Source organism: Novosphingobium sp. FKTRR1, assembly GCF_020404405.1.
In the GTDB taxonomy this organism is placed as follows: Bacteria; Pseudomonadota; Alphaproteobacteria; order Sphingomonadales; family Sphingomonadaceae; genus Novosphingobium.
On the sequence record NZ_JAIZDA010000002.1, the window covers coordinates 171,289 to 192,577 of the forward strand.

Sequence of the window (21,289 nt, forward strand, 5' to 3'; positions counted from 1 at the left end):
GAAAAAAGAGCGCCAGCGCCCGGACAATAAGTGACCCTACCCCGCCTTCTTCGCCTTGTGCGCGGCGAGCAGGCCGTCGAGTTCCTCGATCCGCAGGCGCTCGGGCGTGCCCTTGGGCAGGCCTTTGAGGCGGCAGGCAGCCCACAGGCTCTTGCGTTCGGCTTCCAGCGCCTTGAGGTACAGATCAGCCATCGGTCACTTCCCTTTTCTTGCAGCGGGGCGGGCGCGGGCGCGACGCTGAGCCAGCGCGCCGGTGTTGGTGTCATCTTCGAGCGTGAGCTTGGTCCAGCGCTGCAAGCGATCGGCCGTCAGCGTGCCGGCCGCCAGCGCATCGCGGATCGCGCAGTCCGGTTCGGCCACGTGGGTGCAGTTGGTGAACCGGCAGTCGAGCGTCAACGCCACGATGTCATCGAACACCTCGGCAAGCCCGGTCGCCGTATCGGACAACTGGAACTCGCGCATTCCCGGCGTATCCATCAGCCAGCCGCCCCGATCCAGCCGGTGCATTTCGCGCACGGTGGTGGTGTGGCGGCCCTTGCCGTCCTGTTCGCGAACGGCCTGGGTCAGGATCGAGTCCGATCCGCGCAAGGTGTTGACCAGCGTCGATTTGCCCACCCCCGACGAGCCCAGTAGCGCCACCGTCTGGCCCTTGCCGCACAGTGCCGCCAGCCGGGCGACGCTGGCGGGATCGCGCGCGTTGACGCATTCGACCTGCAGGCCGGGCTCCAGCGCCTGCGCGGCGTCGCGGAACCGTTCGGGCGTGTCGGCAAGATCGATCTTGGTCAGCACGACCACCGGCCGCACCCCCACCTCGCGCGCCAGCACCAGATAGCGCTCCAGCCGCGCCACGTTGAAATCCTGATTGCACGACGCAACGATGAACAGCGTGTCGACATTGGCCGCGACCAGTTGCAGCGCCCGGTCGTGCCCCGGCGCGCGCCGCTTGAACAGGCTGGCCCGGTCAAGAATGCGGACGGGTTCGTGGCTGGCGCGGTCGATCAGCAGCCAATCGCCGACCGTTGGGCGATCTTCCTCGCCGGTGGAGGACGCCAGATGCGAGGGCACCATGCCTTCGAGGTCAGCGCCCGCCACCGCCAGCATGCCGCGATGCACCGCCATCACCCGGACCGGGAGGCAAGTCAGTTCGTCCTGCGCCGAAACCTGCGCGCTGAAGTGCGCGGTGTATCCAAGGTCGTCGAGGGTGGGGTGGAGCGCGTCCATCTCAGTTCGGATGTTGCGTTGCCCCCTGCGGCCGGGTGCGCGGCGCGGGCTGGCCCTGTCGCCCTGTCGCACGGTCAAGAAAGTCGTCGTTGGCCGCAGCTGGTCCGGGCGCATTGCCCGCATCGGGCACGATCACTTCGCCGGTGACGGGATCGCGCTGCTCGGCTTGCGGCTGTGAACGCGCGCCGGGCTGAACGATATCGCCGTTGGGATCGACGAAGAAGTAGTCGTTGGGATTGGCCTGACGTGCTTCATCATCGGGTTCAAGCTGCCATTGCGGCAGTTGCAGCTGGGTATCGAACTGCTCGACCGGACGCTTGGCAGTGACCGCCTTCATGTACGTGGCAAAGGCGCGCGCAGGCGCCGTACCGCCCTGCAAGCCGGGCACGGCGTGGGCATCGTCGCGTCCCATCCACACCCCGGTGGTGATGCCGCTGGAAAAGCCGAGGAACCAGCCGTCCTTGTTCGAACTGGTGGTGCCGGTCTTGCCTGCCACCGGACGGCCGATCTGCGCGGCGCGGCCGGTGCCGATGTTGACCGCGGTCTGCATCAGGTCGGTCATCTGCGCCGCGACATATTCGGGCACCAGTTGCTGCGCCGGATCGGGCTTGTGGCTGTAGAGCACTTCGCCGTCGTTGTTGGTGATCTTGCGGATGCCATAGGGCATGACGACGCGGCCCTTGGCCTGCACTTCGGCAAAGGCGCGGACCATGTCGATCACCCGCACATCGCTTGACCCCAGCACCATCGAGGGCAGCGTATTGATCGGCGTAGTGATGCCGAACCGCCGCGCCATGCTGGCCACGGCCGGGAAGCCGACCTCGCTGCCCAGTTGTGCGGCAACGGTGTTCTTGGAATAGGCAAAGGCGGTGCGCACGTCGATCTCGCCCGCATATGTCCCGCCCGAATTGCGCGGGCTCCAGCCCTGGATGGTCACGGGTTCGTCGCGCACTTTGTCCTCAGGCTTGTAACCCCGTTCGAGCGCGGCGAGATAGACGAACAGCTTCCACGCCGAGCCCGGCTGGCGCACCGCATTGGTCGCACGGTTGTAGTTGCTGGTGACGTAGTCGGTGCCGCCGATCATCGCCAATACCGCGCCATCGCGATCGACGCTGACCAGAGCGCCTTGCGCGTCCTTGGGCACATGGGTCTGGATCGCGTCGGTGGCGGCGTGTTGCGCGGCAGGATCGAGCGTGGTCCACACCTCGATCGGCTGATCGTTGTCGGGCAGCAGCAGATCAAGCTGCGGCAGCACCCAGTCGGTGAAATAGCGCGCAGAGTTCTGGCCCTGCTCCTTCGCCAGCTTCACGCCCTTCAGATCGACCGCTGCGGCCTCGGCCGGGGTCAGCGCGCCGGCGTCCTGCATCGTTTGCACGACGACCGCGGCGCGATCGACCGCCGCTTGCGCATCGGCGGTGGGTGAATAGTGCGACGGTGCCTTGACCAGCCCGGCGATGATCGCCGCCTCGCCCAGACTCAACTGCTCGCCCGAATGGCCGAAAAACTTGCGCGCGGCCGAATCGACGCCATAGGCGCCGCCGCCGAAATAGACCTTGTTGAGATAGAGTTCGAGGATCTGGCCCTTGCTGAACCGGGTTTCCAGCGCCAGCGCCAGCACCGCCTCGCGGATCTTGCGGTCGAACGTGCGGCTGTTGTTGAGGAAGATGTTGCGCGCCAATTGCTGCGTGATCGTCGAGCCGCCCTGCCGCCAGTGGCCGCGTTCGAACCGCACCATGACCGAACGCGCGATGCCGATCGGGTCGACCCCCCAGTGATCGCGGAACCGCCGGTCTTCGACCGAGATCATCGCGTCCTGCATGGCGCGCGGGATGCGCTCGATCGGGATCCACTTGCCATAACTCGGCCCGAGTGTGACGATTTCCGAGCCATCGGCTGCGCGTACGACGATGGTTTGCCCGGTCTGGGTCGACTTCAGCCGTTCGAAGCCCGGCAAGGACCGTGCGGTGACCAGCACCGCCGCGCCCACGCCGAGCGCAGCCAGCAGCAGCACCGCGCCGCTCCATACCGCAATGCGGCGGAGCCAGCGGCCAAGGAACGACTGCCCTTTCGGCTCATCGCGCCTCGGTTCATCGCGCCTGTCGGGGCGGCGGGAAGTGTCCCGTCTGGCCATCGCTGTTCAATCGTTCCCTAGTTGCGCGTGCGGCACCATGCCGCGCGGAAGCGCAGGTCGCGCCGCCCAAACGGGCCTGTGCATAGGCTATTTGGAATGGAGGGTTAACCGCGAACTTGCGCGCTCAATCTTTTGGGGAAAAATCGAGCGAGGCGCTGTTCATGCAATAGCGCAAACCGGTGGGCTGCGGCCCATCGGGGAACACGTGGCCCAGATGCCCGTCACACCGCGCGCAACGCGCCTCGATCCGCACCATTCCGTGCGACACGTCGCGATGTTCTTCCACCGCGTCGGCGGCCACCGGAGCGTAGAAGCTTGGCCAGCCCGAGCCGCTGTCATACTTGGTGTCAGAGGTGAACAGCGGCGCCCCGCAACCGGCGCAATGGTATTCGCCGGTCTGCTTGTTGCGTTCGTACTTGCCGGTGAAGGCTCGCTCGGTACCGGCCTGACGCAGGATCTGATACTGCTCGGGGCTCAAACGTTCGCGCCATTCGGCATCGGTCAGGTTCAGCTTGTCGGTCATCAGCGAGATCTCCTTGGCCGATGATATGGGAACCGGTGGCCCGGGTGCAATCACCAAGCTGGCGGCGCACTCGTCAATTTTGCGATTTTTCCGCAGCGGCGCCCAGCGCGGTGCAATGGTCGAAATCATAGCGGTCGAGCCCGTCGCCCGATCCTTCCTTGATATCACGGGCCAAGGCGGCCTGCGTCGCGACCAGCCCCGCATCGGCCTGCTGCGGCGTCTGCCCGGCGTCCAATGCCAAGCGCCGCGCCCGTCCGGCCAGAACCGCACCCAACTGGTCGAGCGCGCGCGCCGCAGCGGTGTCACCCTCGCTGGCGCGCACATCAGCCGCACCAAGCGTGGCAAGTGCGGCGCATTGGGCCACATCGGGCACGATCAGCGGAGCGATGGCAGCATCGAGCCGTGGCTGGCAACGGCCAAATGCGGCGACCATCGCCGCATCGGGATTGGCCGCACCCGCCTTGCGCTGGGCCAGCGCCTCGGCGGCTAGCGCGTCGCGAACCTGCTCCTGGCTTTGGCCGGTTGCCGCGACCAGACGGTTGCCAATCAGCGCGAAATAGCGGCGACCCCGGTTGGCCATCGGCGGCAGCGCAAGCGCGCGGCGGTTACCCCGGTCCTGTTCGGCCGCGACGATGGCGATCGTGGCGGCGCAGCGCAGGTCCGCTGCGGGATCTGGCGCGGCGCCGCGCGCAGGAAGGTTGACCGGAGCTTGGGTATCGGCCGGAACGGCAAGCGCCAGCACGGCAAATGCAGACAATGTGCGAAACATGGAAAGTGTCTAGGCGCATGGCGCCACGCCGTCACCGTTGTTCGCGCGCACCTCTGGCAAAAAGGTGCTCCCGACAAGACCGGGGCCACAAGACCGGCGGTACAAAAAATGGGCTGCAAAGGGACCAGGGAAGGCCCTTTGCAGCCCGTTCAGTCGCAGCGTAGCCTGGAGTGCAGGGTCGTGGCGTCAGGGCTTACGCTGGAAAAAAACCGCGTACGGCATCAACCCTTGGTGCCGTTGCAGCGGGCAAGGTCTTCAGCCGCAATATCGCCCTGCGGCGTGGCGAAGTGCGTCACCGGGCCCAGCGAGCGGACCAGCCGCGCACAGACCACCGCCGGGCGCGAGGTACCGCGCGGGGCGGTGCATTCGGCACCGGCGCAATGCCACAGCAGTTCGTCATGAATCACCGTCTTGGGTGCAGCCAGCGGGGTCGCGAGCGCGGCGGTGTAATAGCTGGTACCTTCGGCATGGACTGGCATGGCGGTCATGGCAAAGCCGGTGGCCGACAGCACAAGCGCCAAGGCAGCAGGCAGGATCTGGCGCAGCGCGCCGGTTTGATTGACGTTCATGGTACTTCCCCTGTGCAAGCAACACGAAATCAGACATGGGTGGAAGCCCGAAGACATTCCTGGAGAGGATGCGATTTCCGTTGCGAATCGATACCTATCCGATTAGGTTGCAGGTTGCAACTAGAAACTTACATTGTCCTCGCAACTGGAGTACGGTGACGCACCATGAACAAGATGCACGAACCGCTCGCGGAAATCGCCCAATGCGGGCTCCCTCTGGCGCTTGAGGCAATGGGTGAGCGCTGGTCGTTCATGATCTTACGCGCCTCGTTCAATGGCGTTCGCCATTTCGAGGACTTCCTCGACGTGCTGGGCATCGCCCGCAACATCTTGTCCAACCGCCTGTCGCGGCTGGTCGAGGCGGGCATCCTCAAGCGCGAACATTGCGCCGATGATCGTCGGCGCATCGAATATCGGTTGACTCCCAAAGGCTTCGATCTGCTGCCGGCGATGCTGGCGCTGCGCCAATGGGGCGAAAAATGGGCGCTGGGAGTGCCGGCCAATCCGGTGCTGTGCGACACGCGCGACAACCGCCCGATCGCGCCGATCACCATCCGCGCGCACGATGATCGGGTGTTGGGCTCGCAGGATCTGACCTGGCGCGATCTGGGTGATGTAACCCCGGCCAGCGCCGAATCCGTGCGACTGGTGCGCTGATCCTCTGATTGCGGCGCGGCCTCGCTCAATCTGCGAGGCGAATCAGCGGTAGCAATCGTCGGCAAGTGCGAACCCGGGGGCACGGGGACTGGCTGTGATCGTCCCCCCGGGTCCGGCCCACCAGCACCGTGGGGCGGATGCTGATGGGGTTGGCGTTGGTTCGGCGGCTCGACACCGCGAACAATGTCATCAACGGCGGCTCAGCACCTTGCGATATTGCGCCGAGGCGAGCGTCTGCTGGGCAGTGCCGAGGGCGCGGGTGTAGCACTTGCGCGCATTCAGTTCCTCGCTGAGCGGCATGGGGCCGAACGAGGCGCCGCATACCTTGCGCGCAGCCTGGCGCAGGCGGGCATCGAGCTGGTCCTGACCCTGCGCGCTGGCAAGGTTGAGATCACCATAGCGCACTTCGATCGAGGCGACTTCGACACCGGTTGCCGGTTCGGCGGCGTGTGCAGCGGGAGCGACCAGAGCGATCGGCGCGATGAGGGCGGCAACGAGGCTGGCAGTGAAGATCGACTTGCGGTTCATGGCAGGGCCTTTCGGACAAGGAGGGTGAAACAAGAATGCGGCAACTTCTGACTGTCGGGGGCGGCAATTCGTTGCCGTCTGAACATTGTGCTACGCGCCATTAAACTGAAGTTCACCCTTGCATCGACAAGCCCTTATCTTGGGCCGACCAGACGTTAAGCATGGCGACGAACCGCCTTGTCTATCCGCTGAACGACAGGAACCACCCTTTTTACCGCGATGACAGCGATCGGGATGCGGCCTAACCTGCCTGTGATTATGGCGTTCTTTGTCATCTTTCTGCTTGGTGTCGCCAACTTCGCGATGCACGGCGCCGTGCTGGCCAATGCCCATCCGCTGTCGGGACCGGCTGCGTGGTTTCGCAACCGATTCAACCGGCGCATGTCGCTCGGGCTGGAGTTTGCGATGCTGCTGGTTGGCTTGGTACTGGTGGCAAATGAGCAATGCTGGGCAGCTTTTGCCTACATCGGTTATTCCGGATTGAATGCTGTTTCGGCGTGGTTAATCCTTTACCGCCAAATGTGACGCCCAAGGTAACTCCAAGTGTGCCTGCACCGCGGTTGCAAAAGTGCAGCACCCTGTCACTAGACGGCGTGGAAGGAACCTTGGCTCACCGATGACTCGCCTGTTTCACGTCAGCGATCCGCATTTCGGAATGGAAGACCGCCGCGCACTGGCGTGGTTTGCCGAAGCCGTTGCGCGCGAGCGCCCTAGTGGCATCGCGCTGACCGGCGATCTGACGATGCGCGCCCGCGCCAGCGAATATGCTGCCGCCCGCGCGTGGATTGCCGCGTTGGCAGCCCCCACCGCAATCGACGTGGGCAACCACGATCTGCCCTATTTCAACCTGATCGAGCGCTTCACCGCCCCCTATCGCCGCTTTCTGGGACTGGAAGGGGCAGCCGAACGACCGGTGACGCTGCCCGGAGTGGCGCTGGTTTCGATGCCCACCACGGCACGCGCGCAATGGCGGCTCAACTGGTCGAAGGGCCATGTCGCCCCGCGCAATCTTGCCCGCGCACTCGCCACGATCGATGCGTTGCCTTCCGGCACCCGCGCCATCGTCACCTGCCATCACCCGCTGGTCGAAGCCGGAACGCGCGGCAAGGCGCTGACTCGTGGCGGCGCCCATGCGCTTGACGAACTGGCGCGCCGCAACGTGCTCGCCGTGCTGTCAGGGCACGTCCACGATCCGTTCGACCTGCTCCATGAAACCGCGAACGGCCCGATTCGCATGATCGGTGCGGGTACGCTGTCGCTGCGGCTGCGTTCGACCCCGCCCAGCTACAACGTGCTGACGATCGACGATGACGGGCTTGCGCTCGACGTGCGGATGCTGCCTGAACCGACCTGATCCGCCAGGAACCCATTAGCAAACAGAAAAGGGCGCCCGTTGCGGGGCGCCCTTTTCCTTGTTCGAAGGTTGAAACCTTACTTCGCGGCCGCAGCCGGGGCCGCAGCGGGCGCACCAAGCTGGAGTTTGCCGCCCTGCGCGTTGAGGTAAGCGATCACGTCGGCGCGCTGCTTGGCATCGGTCAGACCGGCGAAGGTCATCTTGGTGCCCGCAGCGAACTTGGCGGGGCCAGCAAGCCACTGGTCGAGCGTTGCGGCATCCCACACGCCCTTGTGCGCCTTCAGCCCGTCGGAGAACGCGAAACCGCCGCGCCCTTCGGCGATGGCATCACCGGCAACGCCGTACAGGTTCGGGCCAATCCCATTGGCTCCGCCGTTTTCGATGGAGTGGCAGGCCTTGCACTTGGCAAAGACCTTTTCGCCCGAAGCCGCATCGCCAACGATGACGGCAGCCGGGGTCGCGCCAGCAGGAGCAGCCCCGGCAGCGGGAACCGCTTCAGGCGCGGGCAACGGCAGGTTCGAACCCTTGGAATTGAGATAGAGGATCACGGCAGCGCGATCTTCGGGGCTGGCAAGACCGGCGAACGACATCTTGGTGCCGTCGGCAAACTTCTTGGGGTTGGTCAGCCATTCGTCAAGCGAGGCAAAATCCCACTTGCCGCCCTTGGCCTTGAGCGAGTCAGAGAACGCGAAACCGCCGCGACCTTGCGCCATGGCTTCACCGACAACGGCGTACAGGTTGGGGCCGATACCATTGGCCGCGCCCTGATCGATCGTGTGGCAGGCCTTGCACTTGGCAAAGATGGCTTCGCCCTTGGCCACGTCGGCAGTGGCCAGACGGTTGGCGATCGGCAGGACTGCCGCAGCAGCGCCAGCGCCGCCTTCGGCTTCCACGCCTTCAATGGCATAGCCAGGCTTTTCAGGCCGTTCAGGCTTGTCGGCGCTGAAATAGTGGCTCGAAATGCTCGAAAGCCCAAGCGCCACGATCCCGCCGAACAGTGTCCAACCTGCGATGGTATTGAAACGGTCGTCCATTCCTTGCCCCATGCTGCGCCCCGCCGGCACCCACCGACCCCGCGCCTTCTTGACCGTCGCTCTAGTCAGCCCCCTGCCCGCGCGCAAGTGCGTTTGCAGCCCTATCGCTGCACCGGTGCCGAAAGCTGCTTGCCGGGGCGCTGCGGGGGCCCTAATCGCTCGCGCCCATGCAAAGCTATCCCGCACCCGCGCTCGCCCTTGTTCAGGCGCTGTCCGAAGCCGCCGCCGCCGATCCGGTGCACGCGGTCGCGTTTCAGGGCGCTCCGGGCGCGAACTCGCACCGCGCCGCGCTGGAGGCCGTGCCCGATGGCGCACCACTGCCGTGCTTTTCGTTCGAGGATGCGCTCGATGCGGTCAAGGACGGGCGTGCGGGCCTTGCCATCATCCCTATCGAGAATTCGCAGCACGGCCGCGTTGCCGACATCCATTTCCTGCTGCCCGAATCCGGCCTGTCGATCGTGGGCGAGCATTTCATGCCGATCCACGCCTGCCTGATGGGGCTGGGCGATGGGCCGTTCACCGCTGCCTATAGCCACCCGCAGGCGCTCGGCCAGTCGCGACATTATCTGCGCGCACGCGGGATCGTGCCGTTGAGCCATGCCGACACCGCCGGTGCCGCCGCGCATGTCGCCGAACTGGGCGATCCGGCCATCGCCGCTCTGGCCCCGAAGATCGCCGCCGAGCTTTATGGCCTGAAGATCGTGGCCGAAAATGTCGAGGATGCGCCCGACAACACCACCCGCTTCGTGCTGCTTTCCCGCACGCCGCTGGACCCGGCCACCATCGCCGGTCCCGCCATCACGACCTTCGTGTTCGAAGTACGCAACATTCCCGGCGCGCTGTACAAGGCGCTGGGCGCCTTTGCCACCAATGCGCTGAACATGACCAAGCTGGAAAGCTATCAGCAAGGCGCCAGCTTTGCCGCGACCCGGTTCTATTGCGATGTGGTGGGCAAGCCGGGTGAGCCGGGACTGGATCGCGCGCTTGATGAGCTGCGCTTTTTCGCCACCGACGTGCGCGTGCTGGGCACCTATCCGCTGGGCCGCGAGCGCGGCTGACGCCAATGTCGAGGCGCTCCGGCTTGCGGCCCGCCCGACAACGTGCGACGAGGTGCGCGTGGGGACAGCAGGCGGACCGGTGACGGCTCATTCCGGGGCTCAATCAGCCGAACAGGCATGGCGCGCGGCGCGTGACCTGGGCGATATCCAGTTCGCACCCGCCCCGCCCGACCCGGTGATTCCTCCCAATCCGCCGCCCGAATGGTTGCTGAAGACGCTTGAGTTCATCGGCAAGCTGCTCAAACCGCTCGGCCAGTTGCTGGGCCGCGGGTGGAGCGTTATCGAACTGCTGCTGCTGGCAGGCGCCGTGATCGGTATCGCGTGGATTGCGTGGACCTTGCTGTGGCCGCTGTGGCGCGATCGTGCCCAACGCCGCCGCACCCCTGCGCCGGAGTGGGCGCCGACGCGCGAAGCGGCGCTGGCCCTGCTCGAAGATGCCGACCGATTGGCCGCCGAAGGCCGCTTTGGCGAGGCGGCGCACTTGCTCTTGCAGCGAAGCGTCCACCAGATCGCCAGCGCGAGGCCCGACTGGCTTTCCCCTTCCAGCACCGCGCGTGAGATCGCCACTTTGGGCGCGCTGCCCGCCGCCGCCCGCACCGCCTTTGCGGTGATCGCGCGCGAGGTGGAGCGCAGTCTGTTCGCGCTGCAGGGACTGTCGGCCGAGGACTGGACCCGCGCGCGCGCCGCCTACGCCGACTTCGCGTTGCAGCGGCTGGGCACTACGGCATGAGCGGCGGCCCCTCGCCCTTCGCGCGCGGCACGCTGATCGGCATGGTGCTGATCGGACTGCTGGCATTCGTGGCACTGCTCTATGCGCTGGGCAATCAGGGCGGGCCGCTCAACAACGGCGGCGGCCATGCCGGTGGGCGCGGGCTCAACGGCTATGCCGCGCTGGCCGCCATGCTCGAAGCCGACGGCATGCAAGTGCAGCGCATCCGTTCCAAGCAGGCGCTGGCACAACCGGGCCTGCTGGTCCTGACCCCGCCCGCCGACGCCGATGGCAGCAAGATCGCGCAGATCGTCGAAGCGCGGCGGCGGATCGGGCCGACGCTGGTGGTCACCCCCAAATGGCTGGTGCTGCCGGTGAACCGCAAGAACTGGTTCGACCCGCAACGGCGCAAAGGCTGGACCCGCACCGCCGGCACGGACGCGCCCGAGTGGAAAGGCTTTGCCGACAACGTTACCGTCAGCATCGGCCGCGCCGCCGACAAGGGCCTCTGGCAAAGCGTCGACAAGAGCACAGGTACAGGCTCAGGTACAGGTACTGGCACAGGCACACAATCCGGCCACCTGCCCGCACCGGCCACAGTCGAGACCGGCAGCGGCAAGGGGCTGATCCCGCTGGTCACCACGGCGGACGGACGCATGCTGGCCGCCTATGCCGAAGATGCCGGGGCCTATCCCGCACTCGATTCCTGGGCCAACATGCAAGGCGGTGAGGACACCGACCTCTATCCGCTGGTCTATGTGTTCGAGCCCGACTTGCTCGACAACTGGGGCATGGCCGACCGGGCGACCGGGCTGCTGGCCTATCGCCTGATCATGGCCAGTGCGATGACGCGCACCCAGCCGGTGATGTTCGATCTGACGCTCAACGGCCTTGGCGCCAATCGCAACCTGCTGACGCTTGCGTTCGAACCGCCGTTCTTGGCGGCAACGCTGTGCCTGCTGCTGGCGCTTGTAGCGGTGGTGTGGCGCGCGTTCCTGCCGTTCGGCCCACGCCTGATCCGCGCGCGCGAGATCGCGGCGGGCAAGACCGCGCTGGTCGGTACGAGCGCGGCGCTGGTCCGCCGTGCAGGGCGGTTGCACCTGATCGCCGCCCCTTATGCCGACGCGTCGCGCGAACGGCTGGTGCTGGCGCTGGGCCTACCGCGCGGTCGATTGCGCACCCAGTCCGAAACCGCGATCGATGCTGCCCAAGCCAGACGCGGCATCCCCGGTCCACGGTATTCCGATCTTGCCGCGGCGCTGCGCGCGGCGCGCCACCCGCACGATCTGGCCCGCAGTGCCCGTGCCTTGCAGAATCTTGAAAAGGAACTGGTGCGATGACGCTCGACGATGTGCGCGATCTGGCAGGTGCGATCCGCGCCGAAGTGGCCAAGGCGGTGGTGGGTCAGGACGCGGTGGTCGATCACCTGCTGACCGCGCTGTTCGCCGGTGGGCACGTGCTGCTCGAAGGGCCTCCGGGCACGGCCAAGACTTTCCTTGCCCAGACTTTCGCCACCGCGCTCGGGCTCGATTACGGCCGCATCCAGTTCACGCCCGACCTGATGCCGGGGGACATTCTGGGGTCGAACCTGTTCAACTTCCAGACCAGCCAGTTCACCCTGACACGCGGGCCGATCTTCCACGAGCTGCTGCTGGCGGACGAGATCAACCGCACCCCGCCAAAGACGCAGGCCGCGCTGCTTGAAGCGATGCAGGAGCGCCGGGTGACGCTCGATGGCGCGGTCCACGCACTCTCCGACCGTTTCATGGTCGTGGCCACGCAAAACCCGATCGAAAGCCAGGGTGTCTATCCGCTGCCCGAAGCGCAATTGGACCGCTTCCTGTTCAAGCTGCTGGTGCCCTACCCCTCGGTGGCCGAAGAAGCGCAGATCATTGCCCGCTATGGTCAGGGACGCGGGGCGCCCCGTCCGGCCGATCTGGGCGTCGTCGCGGTGGCCGATGCTTCGCGGATCGCTGCGGCCAATGCTGCCATCGCGCAAGTGACGCTGTCGGACAGCGTGGTCGACTATGTCGTGCGGCTGGTGCGCGCCACGCGCGAAAGCCCCGATCTGGTGAGTGGTGCCTCGCCCCGCGCCGGGGTCGTGCTGGCCGGAGCCGCCCGCGCCCGCGCCGCACTCGATGGCCGCGACTATGTGCTGCCCGATGATGTAAAGGCGCTCGCGCTTGCCGCGCTGCGGCACCGCATGCTGCTCTCGCCCGCCGCCGAGATCGAGGGACGCGAGGTCGAAGCGATCGTCAGCGGGCTGATCGAGCGGACCGAGGCGCCGCGCTGAGCGTGGCAATCCGCCTGCGCCTTCAGGCCATCCCGGCCTTTCTGCCAGCGCCGCGCGCGGTGCTGGCGCTGGCATTGGCCGCGCCCGCGGCATTGGTGCTGGCAGCGTTCGCGCCAGGCCTGTGGATCGTGGCCCCGGCACTGGGCGGCGCGCTGAGCGTGCTGGTGCTGCTCGATGCGCTGTTTGCCGGAACGCTGGCCGACTTGCGCGTGATCGTGCCGGCCGATGCCGAAGTGGGCGAACCGCTGCGGATGAGCGTGCTGGCCGAACTTGCCCGCGCCGGTGCCCGTGCGCGACCGGTCGTGGCGTTGGCGCTCGATCCGCGCCTGCTGAAAGGCGGACGGCTTGAACTGGCGTTGCAACCAACGCCCGGTGGCTGGCAGGGCAACGCCGAACTGCGCCCGCTGTTGCGCGGCACCGCTGCGGTCAGCCGCGTGTGGCTGCGCTGGCGCGGGCCGCTGGGACTGGCCGAACGGATGGTCGCGCGCCCGCTCGACCTGACGATCCGCGTGCGCCCCTCGCTTGCGCCGCTGCGCAGCCCGGCGCTGCAACTGTTCCTGCGCGATTCGAGTTTCGGCCTCGTCGCGCGGCGCATCCGCGGCGAAGGCACCGAGTTCGAGGCGCTGGCCGATTACGAGCCCGGCATGGATCGGCGACGGATCGACTGGAAGTCCTCGGCCCGCCACGCCCGGCTTTTCGCGCGCGAATACGAAACCGAACGCAACAACCAGATCGTGTTCGCCTTCGATTGCGGTCAGGCCATGTGCGAGCCGGTGGCCGGAGTCTCGCGGCTTGACCGGGCGATCACCGCCGGACTGACGACCGCGTGGGTCGCGTTGAAGGCGCAGGACCGCATCGCGCTGTTCGGCTTTGCCGCGCGGCCGCAAGTGCTCACCCCGTTCATTACCGCCTCGCGCGATTTTGCCCGGCTGCAGCAGGCCGCCGCCAGTCTTGACTACCGCGCCGAGGAACCCAACTTCACACTGGCCATTGCCACCCTGACCGCGCGGTTGCAGCGCCGCTCGCTGGTGGTGATCTTCTCGGAATTCACCGACCCGACCAGCGCCGAAATGATGATCGAGACGGTGCGCCGTCTGGTCGACAGGCACGTCGTGGTCTTCGTGGTGCTGGCCGATGCCGAGCTGACCGGCCTTGCCGGCGCGACCGTCGACAGCGTTCATGACGCGGCCATGGCGGTGGCGGCTGGCAGCCTGCAGCGCCAGCGCGCGCTGGTTCTGCAACGGCTGCGCCATCTGGGGGTACGGGTTATCGAAGCCCCATACGACGTTGTCGGCACGCGGCTGCTCGACACCTATCTGGCCATCAAGCGCGAAGGGGCGATCGGATGAGCACGACTGAAGGCTCGTCTGCAAGCTCGTTGGCCGGAACGCTGGCAGGATCGCTTTCCGGCACCGTCTCGGGCTGGTTCGGCCGCTCGCGCGCGGCTGCCGTGGCCGATATCGAGACCGCAGCACTGCGCTCCGACCGCTTCCGTCTGGCGCGCGAGGGCGACTGGCAACGGCTGGAGGCCATCGTCGCGCGGATCGAGCGCGGACGGCTGCGCGGCCTGTCGGACGACGATCTGCTGGCGCTGCCCGTGCTGTATCGCACCGTGGCATCCAGTCTTGCAATCGCGCGCGAAACCTCGCTCGATCAGGCGACGCTCGCTTATCTTGAAGCGCTCGTGCAGCGCGCATGGTTCGTCGTCTATGGCCCGCGCGAAGGACTGGGCGCATGGGTCCGGCGCTTCTTCGGCGGTGGCTGGGGAGCATCGGTCCGCGCGCTGGGCAGCGACGTGCTGATCGCATTGGCACTGATGGTGGCCGGAACGATCGCGGGCTACCTGCTCGTAGCGGGCAATGCCGACTGGTACTATGCGCTCGTCCCCGGCAGCGATGGCGACGCCCGTGTCCCCGGCGCCAGCCGCGCCGCGCTGTTGGCCACCCTGTTCGGCCAGCAGAAGCAGGAAGGCCTGTCGATCTTCGCCGCCTATCTGTTCAGCAACAACGCGCAAGTATCGATCCTTGCCTTCGCGCTCGGGTTCGCGTTCGGCCTGCCCTCGATCCTGCTGCTGGTCCACAACACCGCGATGCTCGGCGCGCTGTTGTGGCTCTACCATGGGCAAGGGCTGGACCTCGAAATCGTCGGCTGGCTGTCGGTTCACGGCACGACCGAGCTGTTCGCGATCCTGCTGGCAGGCGCCAGCGGCATCCACATCGGCCGCGCGATGGCCTTTCCCGGCGATCGCTCGGTACTCGACGCTGCGGCGCAGGCCGGACGGCGCACCGCGCAAGTGATGGTCGGCGTCGTGTTGATGCTCATCGTCGCTGCGCTTCTGGAAGGATTTGCGCGGCAACTGCTCGATTCCACCGCCTCGCGGCTGATCGTCGGCGGGTTCATGCTGGTGTTCTGGATCGGTTATTTCTTCGCCTGGCGGCGCGACCGGCTGCCGCTGGGAGAGGACCGCTGATGGCATGGTTCGCGTTTCGCCGGGCCCGCACAGGTGCGGACCCCGCGCCCCGACACCAGTGGACACCCTCTGACCGGCGGCTGCGGATGATCCTGACGCCCGAGGGCGTCAGCGTGCCGCTGATTGTTGCCTCGCGCGGCGCGCGTGCGGCGGCCCTGCTGATCGACCTGTTCCTGATCTCCGCGACGATGATTGCCACCACGCTGCTGCTGATCTGGCTGGGCGCGGGAATGTCGACAATCCGCGATGCGAACAAGGAATCGGCGCTGGGCCGCGCGATTCAGGCGCTGATCGTGTTGTGGTTCATCGCGATGTTCCTGTTCCGCAACGTGTGGTTCATCTGGTTCGAGCTTGGCCCGCGCGGCGCCACGCCGGGCAAGCGCATCGTCGGCATCCGCGTCGCCGGGCGCGCCTCCGATGGTGGCGGCGGACGGCTGACGACCGAGGCGGTGATCGCGCGCAACCTGCTGCGCGACATCGAATTGCTGCTGCCGCTGACGTTCATCATCGGCGCGGTTTCGGCGGGAACCGATGTGGAACTGGCCGGTTGGGCGGGCGCACTATGGTTCGCCATCTTTGCGCTGTTCCCGTTCTTCAACCGCGACGGGCTGCGCTGCGGCGACGTGATCGCGGGAACCTGGGTGGTCGAGGCACCCCGCCGCAAGCTGGCGCAAGCGCTGTCGGTCAGCGCAGCGGCCACCGCTGGCCGCAGCACCACCACCGGCGCGCAGTACCACTTTGCCGAGGCTGAACTGGCGATCTATGGCGAATACGAGTTGCAGGTTCTCGAACAAGTGCTGCGCGACAACCGCCCCGAAGCGCTGGCCGAGGTGGCGGCGGCGATCTGTCGCAAGATCGGCTGGAACGCGGGCAGCGGCGACGAACGTGCCTTTCTCGACGCTTATTACACCCAGCTACGGGCCCGACTGGAAAGCGGCATGCGGTTCGGCAAGCGCAAGGCCAGCAAGTTCGACGGGTGAATGAAACGGGGCCGCGCAACCGCAACGGCCCCGGCAATCTAGGTCGTAAACTCATAAATGGCGCCTTCGAGGCACCCGAACGGCGAAGATATCGGACGGAAGCGACCGCCGGGAAGGCTGGTTGCCTTTCCAAGGTTGCTTTCGTTCGAGATCGAAGCCGTTCGGGTGTCCCTTCGGGATTTGACCAAAACGGCCCATTGCAGCGTCGGAAAGGCTTGAGATATCGACATATCCCTGCGCCTTCCCTCCTTGCACTGAGCCGTTTTGCCTCAAACCTCGAAGGCGCGATTTATGAGTTTACGACCTAGTCAGTTACGCCATTTCCATGAACGCAACAGTGTCGAGCCCATCTGATGGCGGTACTTCGCCCGCTCGGCCGACGCCGCTTCCATCTGCGCATTGGTCGACTGCATGAAGTCGTTGTAGGCCTTTTGCCGCTTTTCACCCTCTGCGGGGTCTTCGAACCGGGCAAAGCGCGTGATCAGGTAGTAATCGGGTTCGCCCGGCCGCTTGAACTCGTTGCTGAGGATCTCGTAGCCGGTGATCCAGCCCTGCTTGACGGCAAAGTCCTGACCCTTGCGCCAGATTCCGGCAAGATGGTTGATGTAGTCAAGGTCATGACCATCATCGACCGAAATCATTGACACCGAGACGTAGTCACCCGGAACAACCGGAATTTCCTGCGCGTGGAGCGGGGCAGCAAACACAAGTACAAGGGCCGCTGTGGCAGCCAGACGAATGCGCTTCATCATCAGATCTCCCGAAAATCGGGGCGCGGCTTTTACCGTGCCCTCTGGCTTGTTGCCTCGATGCCGGTCGACCCACATGCTCTTACATCGAGCACGCTTAAGTTGCTCGTCTTGCCCGGTACTGTCAATCGAGCGCGAAGATCGCGACCTCGCGCCGTCCGGTGCTGTCGCTGCGCGCGCGGAACATGCCCGGCGTGGTCAGCGCGAACACCGTCTCGCCCGCAGGCGTCACCATGATGATCCCGCCGACGCCGCCCATCGCGCCGACTTCGGCCAGCACCGCATCGGTCGCCGCTTGCGCGCCTTGCCCGCCAAGCCTGATCCGCGCGCAGATCTCGTGCGCCACCCCGGCGCGGATGAACTGCTCGCCCGAGCCGGTACAACTGACCGCCGCCGCCCGGTCATCGGCATAGGTACCTGCGCCGATCAGCGGCGAATCGCCGATCCGGCCCCAGCGCTTGCCCGTCAGCCCGCCGGTAGAGGTTGCTGCGGCAACATGGCCTGCCTGATCGCGCGCGACCGCACCGACCGTGCCGTACTTCAAGCCTGCATCGAACCAGCCGGACTTTTGCGCCTTCAGCTCCTCCAGTTGGCGGAGCCGTTCGGGCGTGGCGAACCACGCCGGATCGATCGGATCGATCCCGTGGTCGGCGGCGAATTCCTCCGCCCCCGCGCCGCTGAGGAACACGTGCGGCCCGGCTTCCATAACCGTACGCGCCAGTTGCACCGGGTTGCGGATGCGGGTGAGTCCGGAAACGGCCCCGGCTGCGCGACTGGCTCCGTCCATGATCGCGGCGTCAAGCTCATTGGTGCCGTGGTAGGTAAACACCGCGCCGCGACCGGCGTTGAAGTGCGGATCATCCTCAAGCACCGCGACCGCCGCCGCTACGGCCGCAACCGCGCTGCCGCCTGTGCGCAGCACTGCCTCACCCGCTTCGAGAGCGGCCGACAGCCCGGCCTCGTGCACGGCCACGGCGGCGGCGTCCATCGTTTCGGGGGTCATCGCGCCGGCCCCGCCATGGATGGCGATGGCCCATTGCTGGGGGGTTGTTTCCTGCATGGCACTGGCGATAGCAGATGGCGCCGGTTTTTGAAGGGTGCCCCCACATGCGCGATGGATTGACGATTACCGAGGACGATCTGGCGGGCGACGACATCCGCGATCTGGTGGCACTGCACCTTTCCGGAATGCATGCCGAAAGCCCCGCCTGCAAAGTCAACGCCCTGCCTCTCGACAAGCTGCGCCAGCCCGGCGTCACGTTCTACGTCGCGCGGGTGGATGGTGAGTTGGCGGCGATGGGCGCGCTCAAGCACTTGTCGGCCACCCACGGCGAACTGAAATCGATGCGCGCCGCCCCGAACTGGCGCGGCAGGGGCGTGGGCGAGGCGATGCTTGTGCACCTGCTAAGCGTCGCCCGTGAACGCGGCTATACCCGCGTCAGCCTTGAAACCGGACGAACCGAGGCGTTTGCGCCCGCCGTGACGCTCTACAAGAAGCACGGCTTCGTCGAATGCGCGGCCTTCGGCGACTATGTGGTGGACGATTTCAGCCAGTGTTTGTCGCTGGCGTTGTGATTATCTCGACGCCATCCACCGCACCGCATTCCGATAGTAGCTTGCGATGGGCTGTCCATCCTCACCGATCGCCGGTTTGAATTGCGCACGGGCCAACAGCAGTTTGCATGTCAGATCCTTCAACGCAGGCGATTTGGTGGCCAGCTGAATGTGGCATGCCGTTGCCTTGCCTGTTGCATCGACCAGCAGGCGGAAATTGACCCACGCGCTCTCGCCCTTCGAAAGTGCGGCGGACGGGTAGTCGTTACTGGTAACCCAGTTCCCCGGCTTGCCCAAAGGTACCGGGGCGGAGCGTCGCCGCTCCTGCTGTGCCGGATTCAAACCCCACGCCTTTACCAAATCCCCGGTGCATTGGCGCAGGGCCTCCATCGGTGCCTTGAACGAGCCGGTTTTCAGCAAAAGATGCGTAATCCGCATGCGAATCTCAAATTCGCTGGTCGCGGCCTCTTGCTCTGCGGTCGGACCAGAACCTTTCGCGTCATGATAGGTGCGATTGAGCAAATCCAGTTCGCCCAGCATGAGCATCGGAACCTTGTCTGGCCCGATATTTCCGGACACCGCTTCGTCTTTCTTCACGAGCGGGCGGTCCGGCCCAAAGCCGAAGGTCACCGGCTGATACAGATTACCATCCCCGGCCAACGATTTCCCGATCACGCGCGCATCCACTGTGCGATCGGGCGCGAAGGACTCCAGAACTAGCAGAACCTGCTTCGCATCCGTGCCGAACGGTCGAGCGAGCCGACAACTGTCTTCGGAATAGTCCAGATTCCACGGGGCCGATGGCTCAAGCACCAAGGGCTCGGCCTGTGCCGACACGGCAGGCGCAATCGCAATCAGGAACAGGAACAGGCTGCGCAGATACCGGTGAAGCATCCGATTATCCTATCGCGCCGATCCCGCTCCGCAACGCAAAAAGGCCCCGCTTGCGCAGGGCCTTTTCACATATGTTTATATCGGAATGACCGTCAAAGCTTGCCGGTCAGTTCCGGCACCAGCGTGAACAAGTCGCCGACCAGACCGATATCGGCGACCTGGAAGATCGGGGCGTCTTCGTCCTTGTTTATGGCGATGATGGTCTTGCTGTCCTTCATCCCCGCAAGGTGCTGGATCGCGCCCGAGATGCCGACCGCAACGTAGATTTCCGGCGCAACGATCTTGCCGGTCTGGCCGACCTGATAGTCGTTGGGCACGTAGCCTGCGTCAACCGCGGCACGGCTGGCGCCGATGGCGGCGCCGAGCTTGTCGGCCAGCGGCGTGATCGTGGCGGCGAACGTGTCCGCATCCTTCAGCGCACGACCACCCGAAACGATGATCTTGGCGGAGGTGAGTTCCGGACGCTCGCTCTTGGCGATTTCCGAGCCGAGGAAAGTCGACAGGCCCGAATCCGCGCCCGCCGCAATCGCTTCGACAGCGGCGCTGCCGCCGGTGGCTTCGGCCTTGGCAAAGGCGGTGCCGCGCACGGTGATCACCAGCTTGGCATCGGTGCTTTCGACCGTGGCGATAGCGTTGCCGGCATAGATCGGACGGGTGAAGGTCTTGGGCCCTTCGACCGAGAGAATGTCCGAAATCTGCGCGACGTCGAGCAGCGCGGCAACGCGCGGCGCCACGTTCTTGCCGGTGGTGGTGGCGGGCGCAACGAAGGCGTCATAGCCTGCCAGCAGGCCCGCGATCAGCGGCGCGACGTTTTCGGCCAGCGCATTGGCATAAGCCGCGTCGTCCGCCGTCAGCACCTTGGACACACCGGCGATCTGCGCAGCGGCAGCCGCCACGCCATCGACGCCCGCGCCTGCGACCAGCGCGGTCACATCGCCCAGCGCTGCGGCGGCGGTAACGGCCGAAAGCGTCGCATCCTTGACGACGGCGCCATCATGTTCGACCCAAACGAGTACGTTTGCCATCAGGCTACTCCCAGTTCCTTGAGCTTGGCGACGAGCGTGTCGACGTCAGGCACCTTGATGCCGGCGCTGCGCACGGGCGGTTCGCTGACCTTGAGCGTCTTGAGACGGGTGGTGGTGTCCACGCCGTAATCGGCCGGGGTCTTGTTCGCGAGCGGCTTGCTCTTGGCCTTCATGATGTTGGGCAGCGACGCATAACGCGGCTCGTTCAGGCGCAAGTCGGCGGTGATGATCGCGGGCAGCGCCAGCTTCACCGTTTCCAGACCGCCATCGACTTCGCGCTTCACGATGACCGAATCGCCATCGACGCTGATCTCGTTGGCAAAGGTGCCCTGCGGGCGCCCCAGCAGTGCGGCGATCATCTGACCGGTCTGGTTCGAATCGTCGTCGATCGCCTGCTTGCCGGTGATGATCAGGCCGGGCTGTTCCTCGTCCGCGATCGCCTTGACGATCTTGGCGACGGCCAGCGGCTCGACTTCATCGTCGGTCAGCACCAGGATGGCGCGGTCCGCACCCATGGCGAGCGCGGTACGCAGCGTTTCCTGCGCCTTTTGCGGGCCCACCGACACTGCCACGATCTCGGTCACCACGCCTTTTTCCTTCAGGCGAATGGCTTCCTCGACCGCGATTTCGTCGAACGGGTTCATGCTCATCTTGACGTTCGCGAGATCGACCCCCGTGCCATCCGCCTTCACGCGCGGCTTCACGTTGTAGTCGATCACGCGCTTCACCGTGACCAAGGCTTTCATCGTTTCCGGGCCTTTCTGTAAACTG

The 21,289-nt window shown here is 65.9% G+C and carries 24 protein-coding genes; 11 read left to right on the plus strand and 13 right to left on the minus strand.

The genetic code is table 11. The features are described from left to right. Positions 1 to 36 precede the first annotated feature (36 nt). From LDN95_RS02595 to LDN95_RS02620, 6 genes are all read right to left on the minus strand, one after another. Positions 37 to 192, minus strand: coding sequence for a hypothetical protein (locus LDN95_RS02595; protein ID WP_226016062.1), 156 nt, complete (start codon positions 190 to 192; stop codon positions 37 to 39). Between the two features lie 3 nt (positions 193 to 195). Then, positions 196 to 1,221: a ribosome small subunit-dependent GTPase A gene (rsgA, locus tag LDN95_RS02600; protein ID WP_226016063.1), complete on the minus strand. Its 1,026-nt coding sequence runs from the start codon at positions 1,219 to 1,221 to the stop codon at positions 196 to 198. 1 nt (position 1,222) lies between these two features. Beyond that, on the minus strand, positions 1,223 to 3,352 hold the full coding sequence (locus LDN95_RS02605; protein ID WP_226016064.1) for a transglycosylase domain-containing protein: 2,130 nt from the start codon (positions 3,350 to 3,352) through the stop codon (positions 1,223 to 1,225). Positions 3,353 to 3,476: 124 nt separating this feature from the next. Continuing rightward, positions 3,477 to 3,875: a peptide-methionine (R)-S-oxide reductase MsrB gene (gene msrB, locus LDN95_RS02610; RefSeq protein ID WP_226016065.1), complete on the minus strand. Its 399-nt coding sequence runs from the start codon at positions 3,873 to 3,875 to the stop codon at positions 3,477 to 3,479. A gap of 73 nt (positions 3,876 to 3,948) precedes the next feature. Further along, a complete protein-coding gene (locus tag LDN95_RS02615; RefSeq protein ID WP_226016066.1) occupies positions 3,949 to 4,632 on the minus strand; it encodes a hypothetical protein in 684 nt (227 codons plus the stop codon). Between the two features lie 233 nt (positions 4,633 to 4,865). After that, positions 4,866 to 5,213 carry a hypothetical protein gene (locus tag LDN95_RS02620; protein ID WP_226016067.1) on the minus strand — a complete coding sequence of 116 codons (348 nt, stop codon included), beginning with the start codon at positions 5,211 to 5,213 and terminating at the stop codon, positions 4,866 to 4,868. 165 nt (positions 5,214 to 5,378) lie between these two features. Between LDN95_RS02620 and LDN95_RS02625 the strand changes: the two genes are divergently transcribed. Next, positions 5,379 to 5,870, plus strand: a complete 492-nt coding sequence (locus tag LDN95_RS02625; RefSeq protein ID WP_226016068.1) for a helix-turn-helix domain-containing protein — start codon at positions 5,379 to 5,381, stop codon at positions 5,868 to 5,870. 189 nt (positions 5,871 to 6,059) lie between these two features. Here LDN95_RS02625 and LDN95_RS02630 read toward each other — a convergent pair whose 3' ends face one another. Then, positions 6,060 to 6,398 carry a UrcA family protein gene (locus tag LDN95_RS02630; RefSeq protein WP_226016069.1) on the minus strand — a complete coding sequence of 113 codons (339 nt, stop codon included), beginning with the start codon at positions 6,396 to 6,398 and terminating at the stop codon, positions 6,060 to 6,062. A gap of 219 nt (positions 6,399 to 6,617) precedes the next feature. Here LDN95_RS02630 and LDN95_RS02635 point away from each other — a divergent pair, with 219 nt between their 5' ends. Both LDN95_RS02635 and LDN95_RS02640 read left to right on the plus strand, forming a co-directional pair. After that, on the plus strand, positions 6,618 to 6,923 hold the full coding sequence (locus tag LDN95_RS02635; RefSeq protein WP_226016070.1) for a hypothetical protein: 306 nt from the start codon (positions 6,618 to 6,620) through the stop codon (positions 6,921 to 6,923). 91 nt (positions 6,924 to 7,014) lie between these two features. Continuing rightward, complete coding sequence (locus LDN95_RS02640) at positions 7,015 to 7,752, plus strand: metallophosphoesterase (RefSeq protein ID WP_226016071.1); 738 nt, start codon at positions 7,015 to 7,017, stop codon at positions 7,750 to 7,752. 77 nt (positions 7,753 to 7,829) lie between these two features. Here the strand turns inward: LDN95_RS02640 and LDN95_RS02645 are convergent, their stop codons facing one another. Then, entirely contained in the window at positions 7,830 to 8,786 is a 957-nt protein-coding gene (locus LDN95_RS02645; protein ID WP_226016072.1) for a cytochrome c family protein, read from the minus strand. A 167-nt stretch (positions 8,787 to 8,953) separates the two neighbouring features. Here LDN95_RS02645 and LDN95_RS02650 point away from each other — a divergent pair, with 167 nt between their 5' ends. The 7 genes from LDN95_RS02650 to LDN95_RS02680 all read left to right on the plus strand — a co-directional run bounded on the left by LDN95_RS02650 (position 8,954) and on the right by LDN95_RS02680 (position 16,296). Next, entirely contained in the window at positions 8,954 to 9,844 is an 891-nt protein-coding gene (locus tag LDN95_RS02650; RefSeq protein WP_226016073.1) for a prephenate dehydratase, read from the plus strand. Positions 9,845 to 9,902: 58 nt separating this feature from the next. Beyond that, on the plus strand, positions 9,903 to 10,574 hold the full coding sequence (locus LDN95_RS02655; protein WP_226016074.1) for a hypothetical protein: 672 nt from the start codon (positions 9,903 to 9,905) through the stop codon (positions 10,572 to 10,574). Further along, positions 10,571 to 11,893 carry a DUF4350 domain-containing protein gene (locus tag LDN95_RS02660; RefSeq protein WP_226016075.1) on the plus strand — a complete coding sequence of 441 codons (1,323 nt, stop codon included), beginning with the start codon at positions 10,571 to 10,573 and terminating at the stop codon, positions 11,891 to 11,893. Before LDN95_RS02655 ends, LDN95_RS02660 begins: the two co-directional genes overlap by 4 nt. Continuing rightward, positions 11,890 to 12,846 carry a MoxR family ATPase gene (locus LDN95_RS02665; protein ID WP_226016076.1) on the plus strand — a complete coding sequence of 319 codons (957 nt, stop codon included), beginning with the start codon at positions 11,890 to 11,892 and terminating at the stop codon, positions 12,844 to 12,846. The genes LDN95_RS02660 and LDN95_RS02665 overlap by 4 nt, the downstream gene beginning before the upstream one ends. A 2-nt stretch (positions 12,847 to 12,848) precedes the next feature. Beyond that, positions 12,849 to 14,195, plus strand: a complete 1,347-nt coding sequence (locus LDN95_RS02670) for a DUF58 domain-containing protein (protein WP_370631636.1) — start codon at positions 12,849 to 12,851, stop codon at positions 14,193 to 14,195. Next, positions 14,192 to 15,316, plus strand: coding sequence for a stage II sporulation protein M (locus LDN95_RS02675; RefSeq protein ID WP_226016077.1), 1,125 nt, complete (start codon positions 14,192 to 14,194; stop codon positions 15,314 to 15,316). The genes LDN95_RS02670 and LDN95_RS02675 overlap by 4 nt, the downstream gene beginning before the upstream one ends. Positions 15,317 to 15,402: 86 nt before the next feature. Further along, a complete protein-coding gene (locus LDN95_RS02680; protein WP_226016078.1) occupies positions 15,403 to 16,296 on the plus strand; it encodes an RDD family protein in 894 nt (297 codons plus the stop codon). 308 nt (positions 16,297 to 16,604) lie between these two features. Here LDN95_RS02680 and LDN95_RS02685 read toward each other — a convergent pair whose 3' ends face one another. Both LDN95_RS02685 and LDN95_RS02690 read right to left on the minus strand, forming a co-directional pair. Then, a complete protein-coding gene (locus tag LDN95_RS02685) occupies positions 16,605 to 17,045 on the minus strand; it encodes a hypothetical protein (RefSeq protein ID WP_226016079.1) in 441 nt (146 codons plus the stop codon). Positions 17,046 to 17,169: 124 nt separating this feature from the next. Beyond that, positions 17,170 to 18,105: an isoaspartyl peptidase/L-asparaginase family protein gene (locus tag LDN95_RS02690; RefSeq protein ID WP_226016080.1), complete on the minus strand. Its 936-nt coding sequence runs from the start codon at positions 18,103 to 18,105 to the stop codon at positions 17,170 to 17,172. Between the two features lie 47 nt (positions 18,106 to 18,152). On the opposite strand from LDN95_RS02690, the gene LDN95_RS02695 reads away from it, so the two are divergent. Beyond that, positions 18,153 to 18,620, plus strand: a complete 468-nt coding sequence (locus tag LDN95_RS02695) for a GNAT family N-acetyltransferase (RefSeq protein ID WP_226016081.1) — start codon at positions 18,153 to 18,155, stop codon at positions 18,618 to 18,620. Here LDN95_RS02695 and LDN95_RS02700 read toward each other — a convergent pair whose 3' ends face one another. The 3 genes from LDN95_RS02700 to LDN95_RS02710 all read right to left on the minus strand — a co-directional run bounded on the left by LDN95_RS02700 (position 18,621) and on the right by LDN95_RS02710 (position 21,264). Then, positions 18,621 to 19,493 carry an energy transducer TonB gene (locus tag LDN95_RS02700; protein ID WP_226016082.1) on the minus strand — a complete coding sequence of 291 codons (873 nt, stop codon included), beginning with the start codon at positions 19,491 to 19,493 and terminating at the stop codon, positions 18,621 to 18,623. Positions 19,494 to 19,585: 92 nt separating this feature from the next. Beyond that, the gene (locus LDN95_RS02705; protein WP_226016083.1) at positions 19,586 to 20,518 is read right to left on the minus strand and encodes an electron transfer flavoprotein subunit alpha/FixB family protein; all 933 of its coding nucleotides are present in this window, start codon (positions 20,516 to 20,518) and stop codon (positions 19,586 to 19,588) included. Beyond that, positions 20,518 to 21,264: an electron transfer flavoprotein subunit beta/FixA family protein gene (locus LDN95_RS02710; protein WP_226016084.1), complete on the minus strand. Its 747-nt coding sequence runs from the start codon at positions 21,262 to 21,264 to the stop codon at positions 20,518 to 20,520. The genes LDN95_RS02705 and LDN95_RS02710 overlap by 1 nt, the downstream gene beginning before the upstream one ends. Positions 21,265 to 21,289 lie beyond the last annotated feature (25 nt).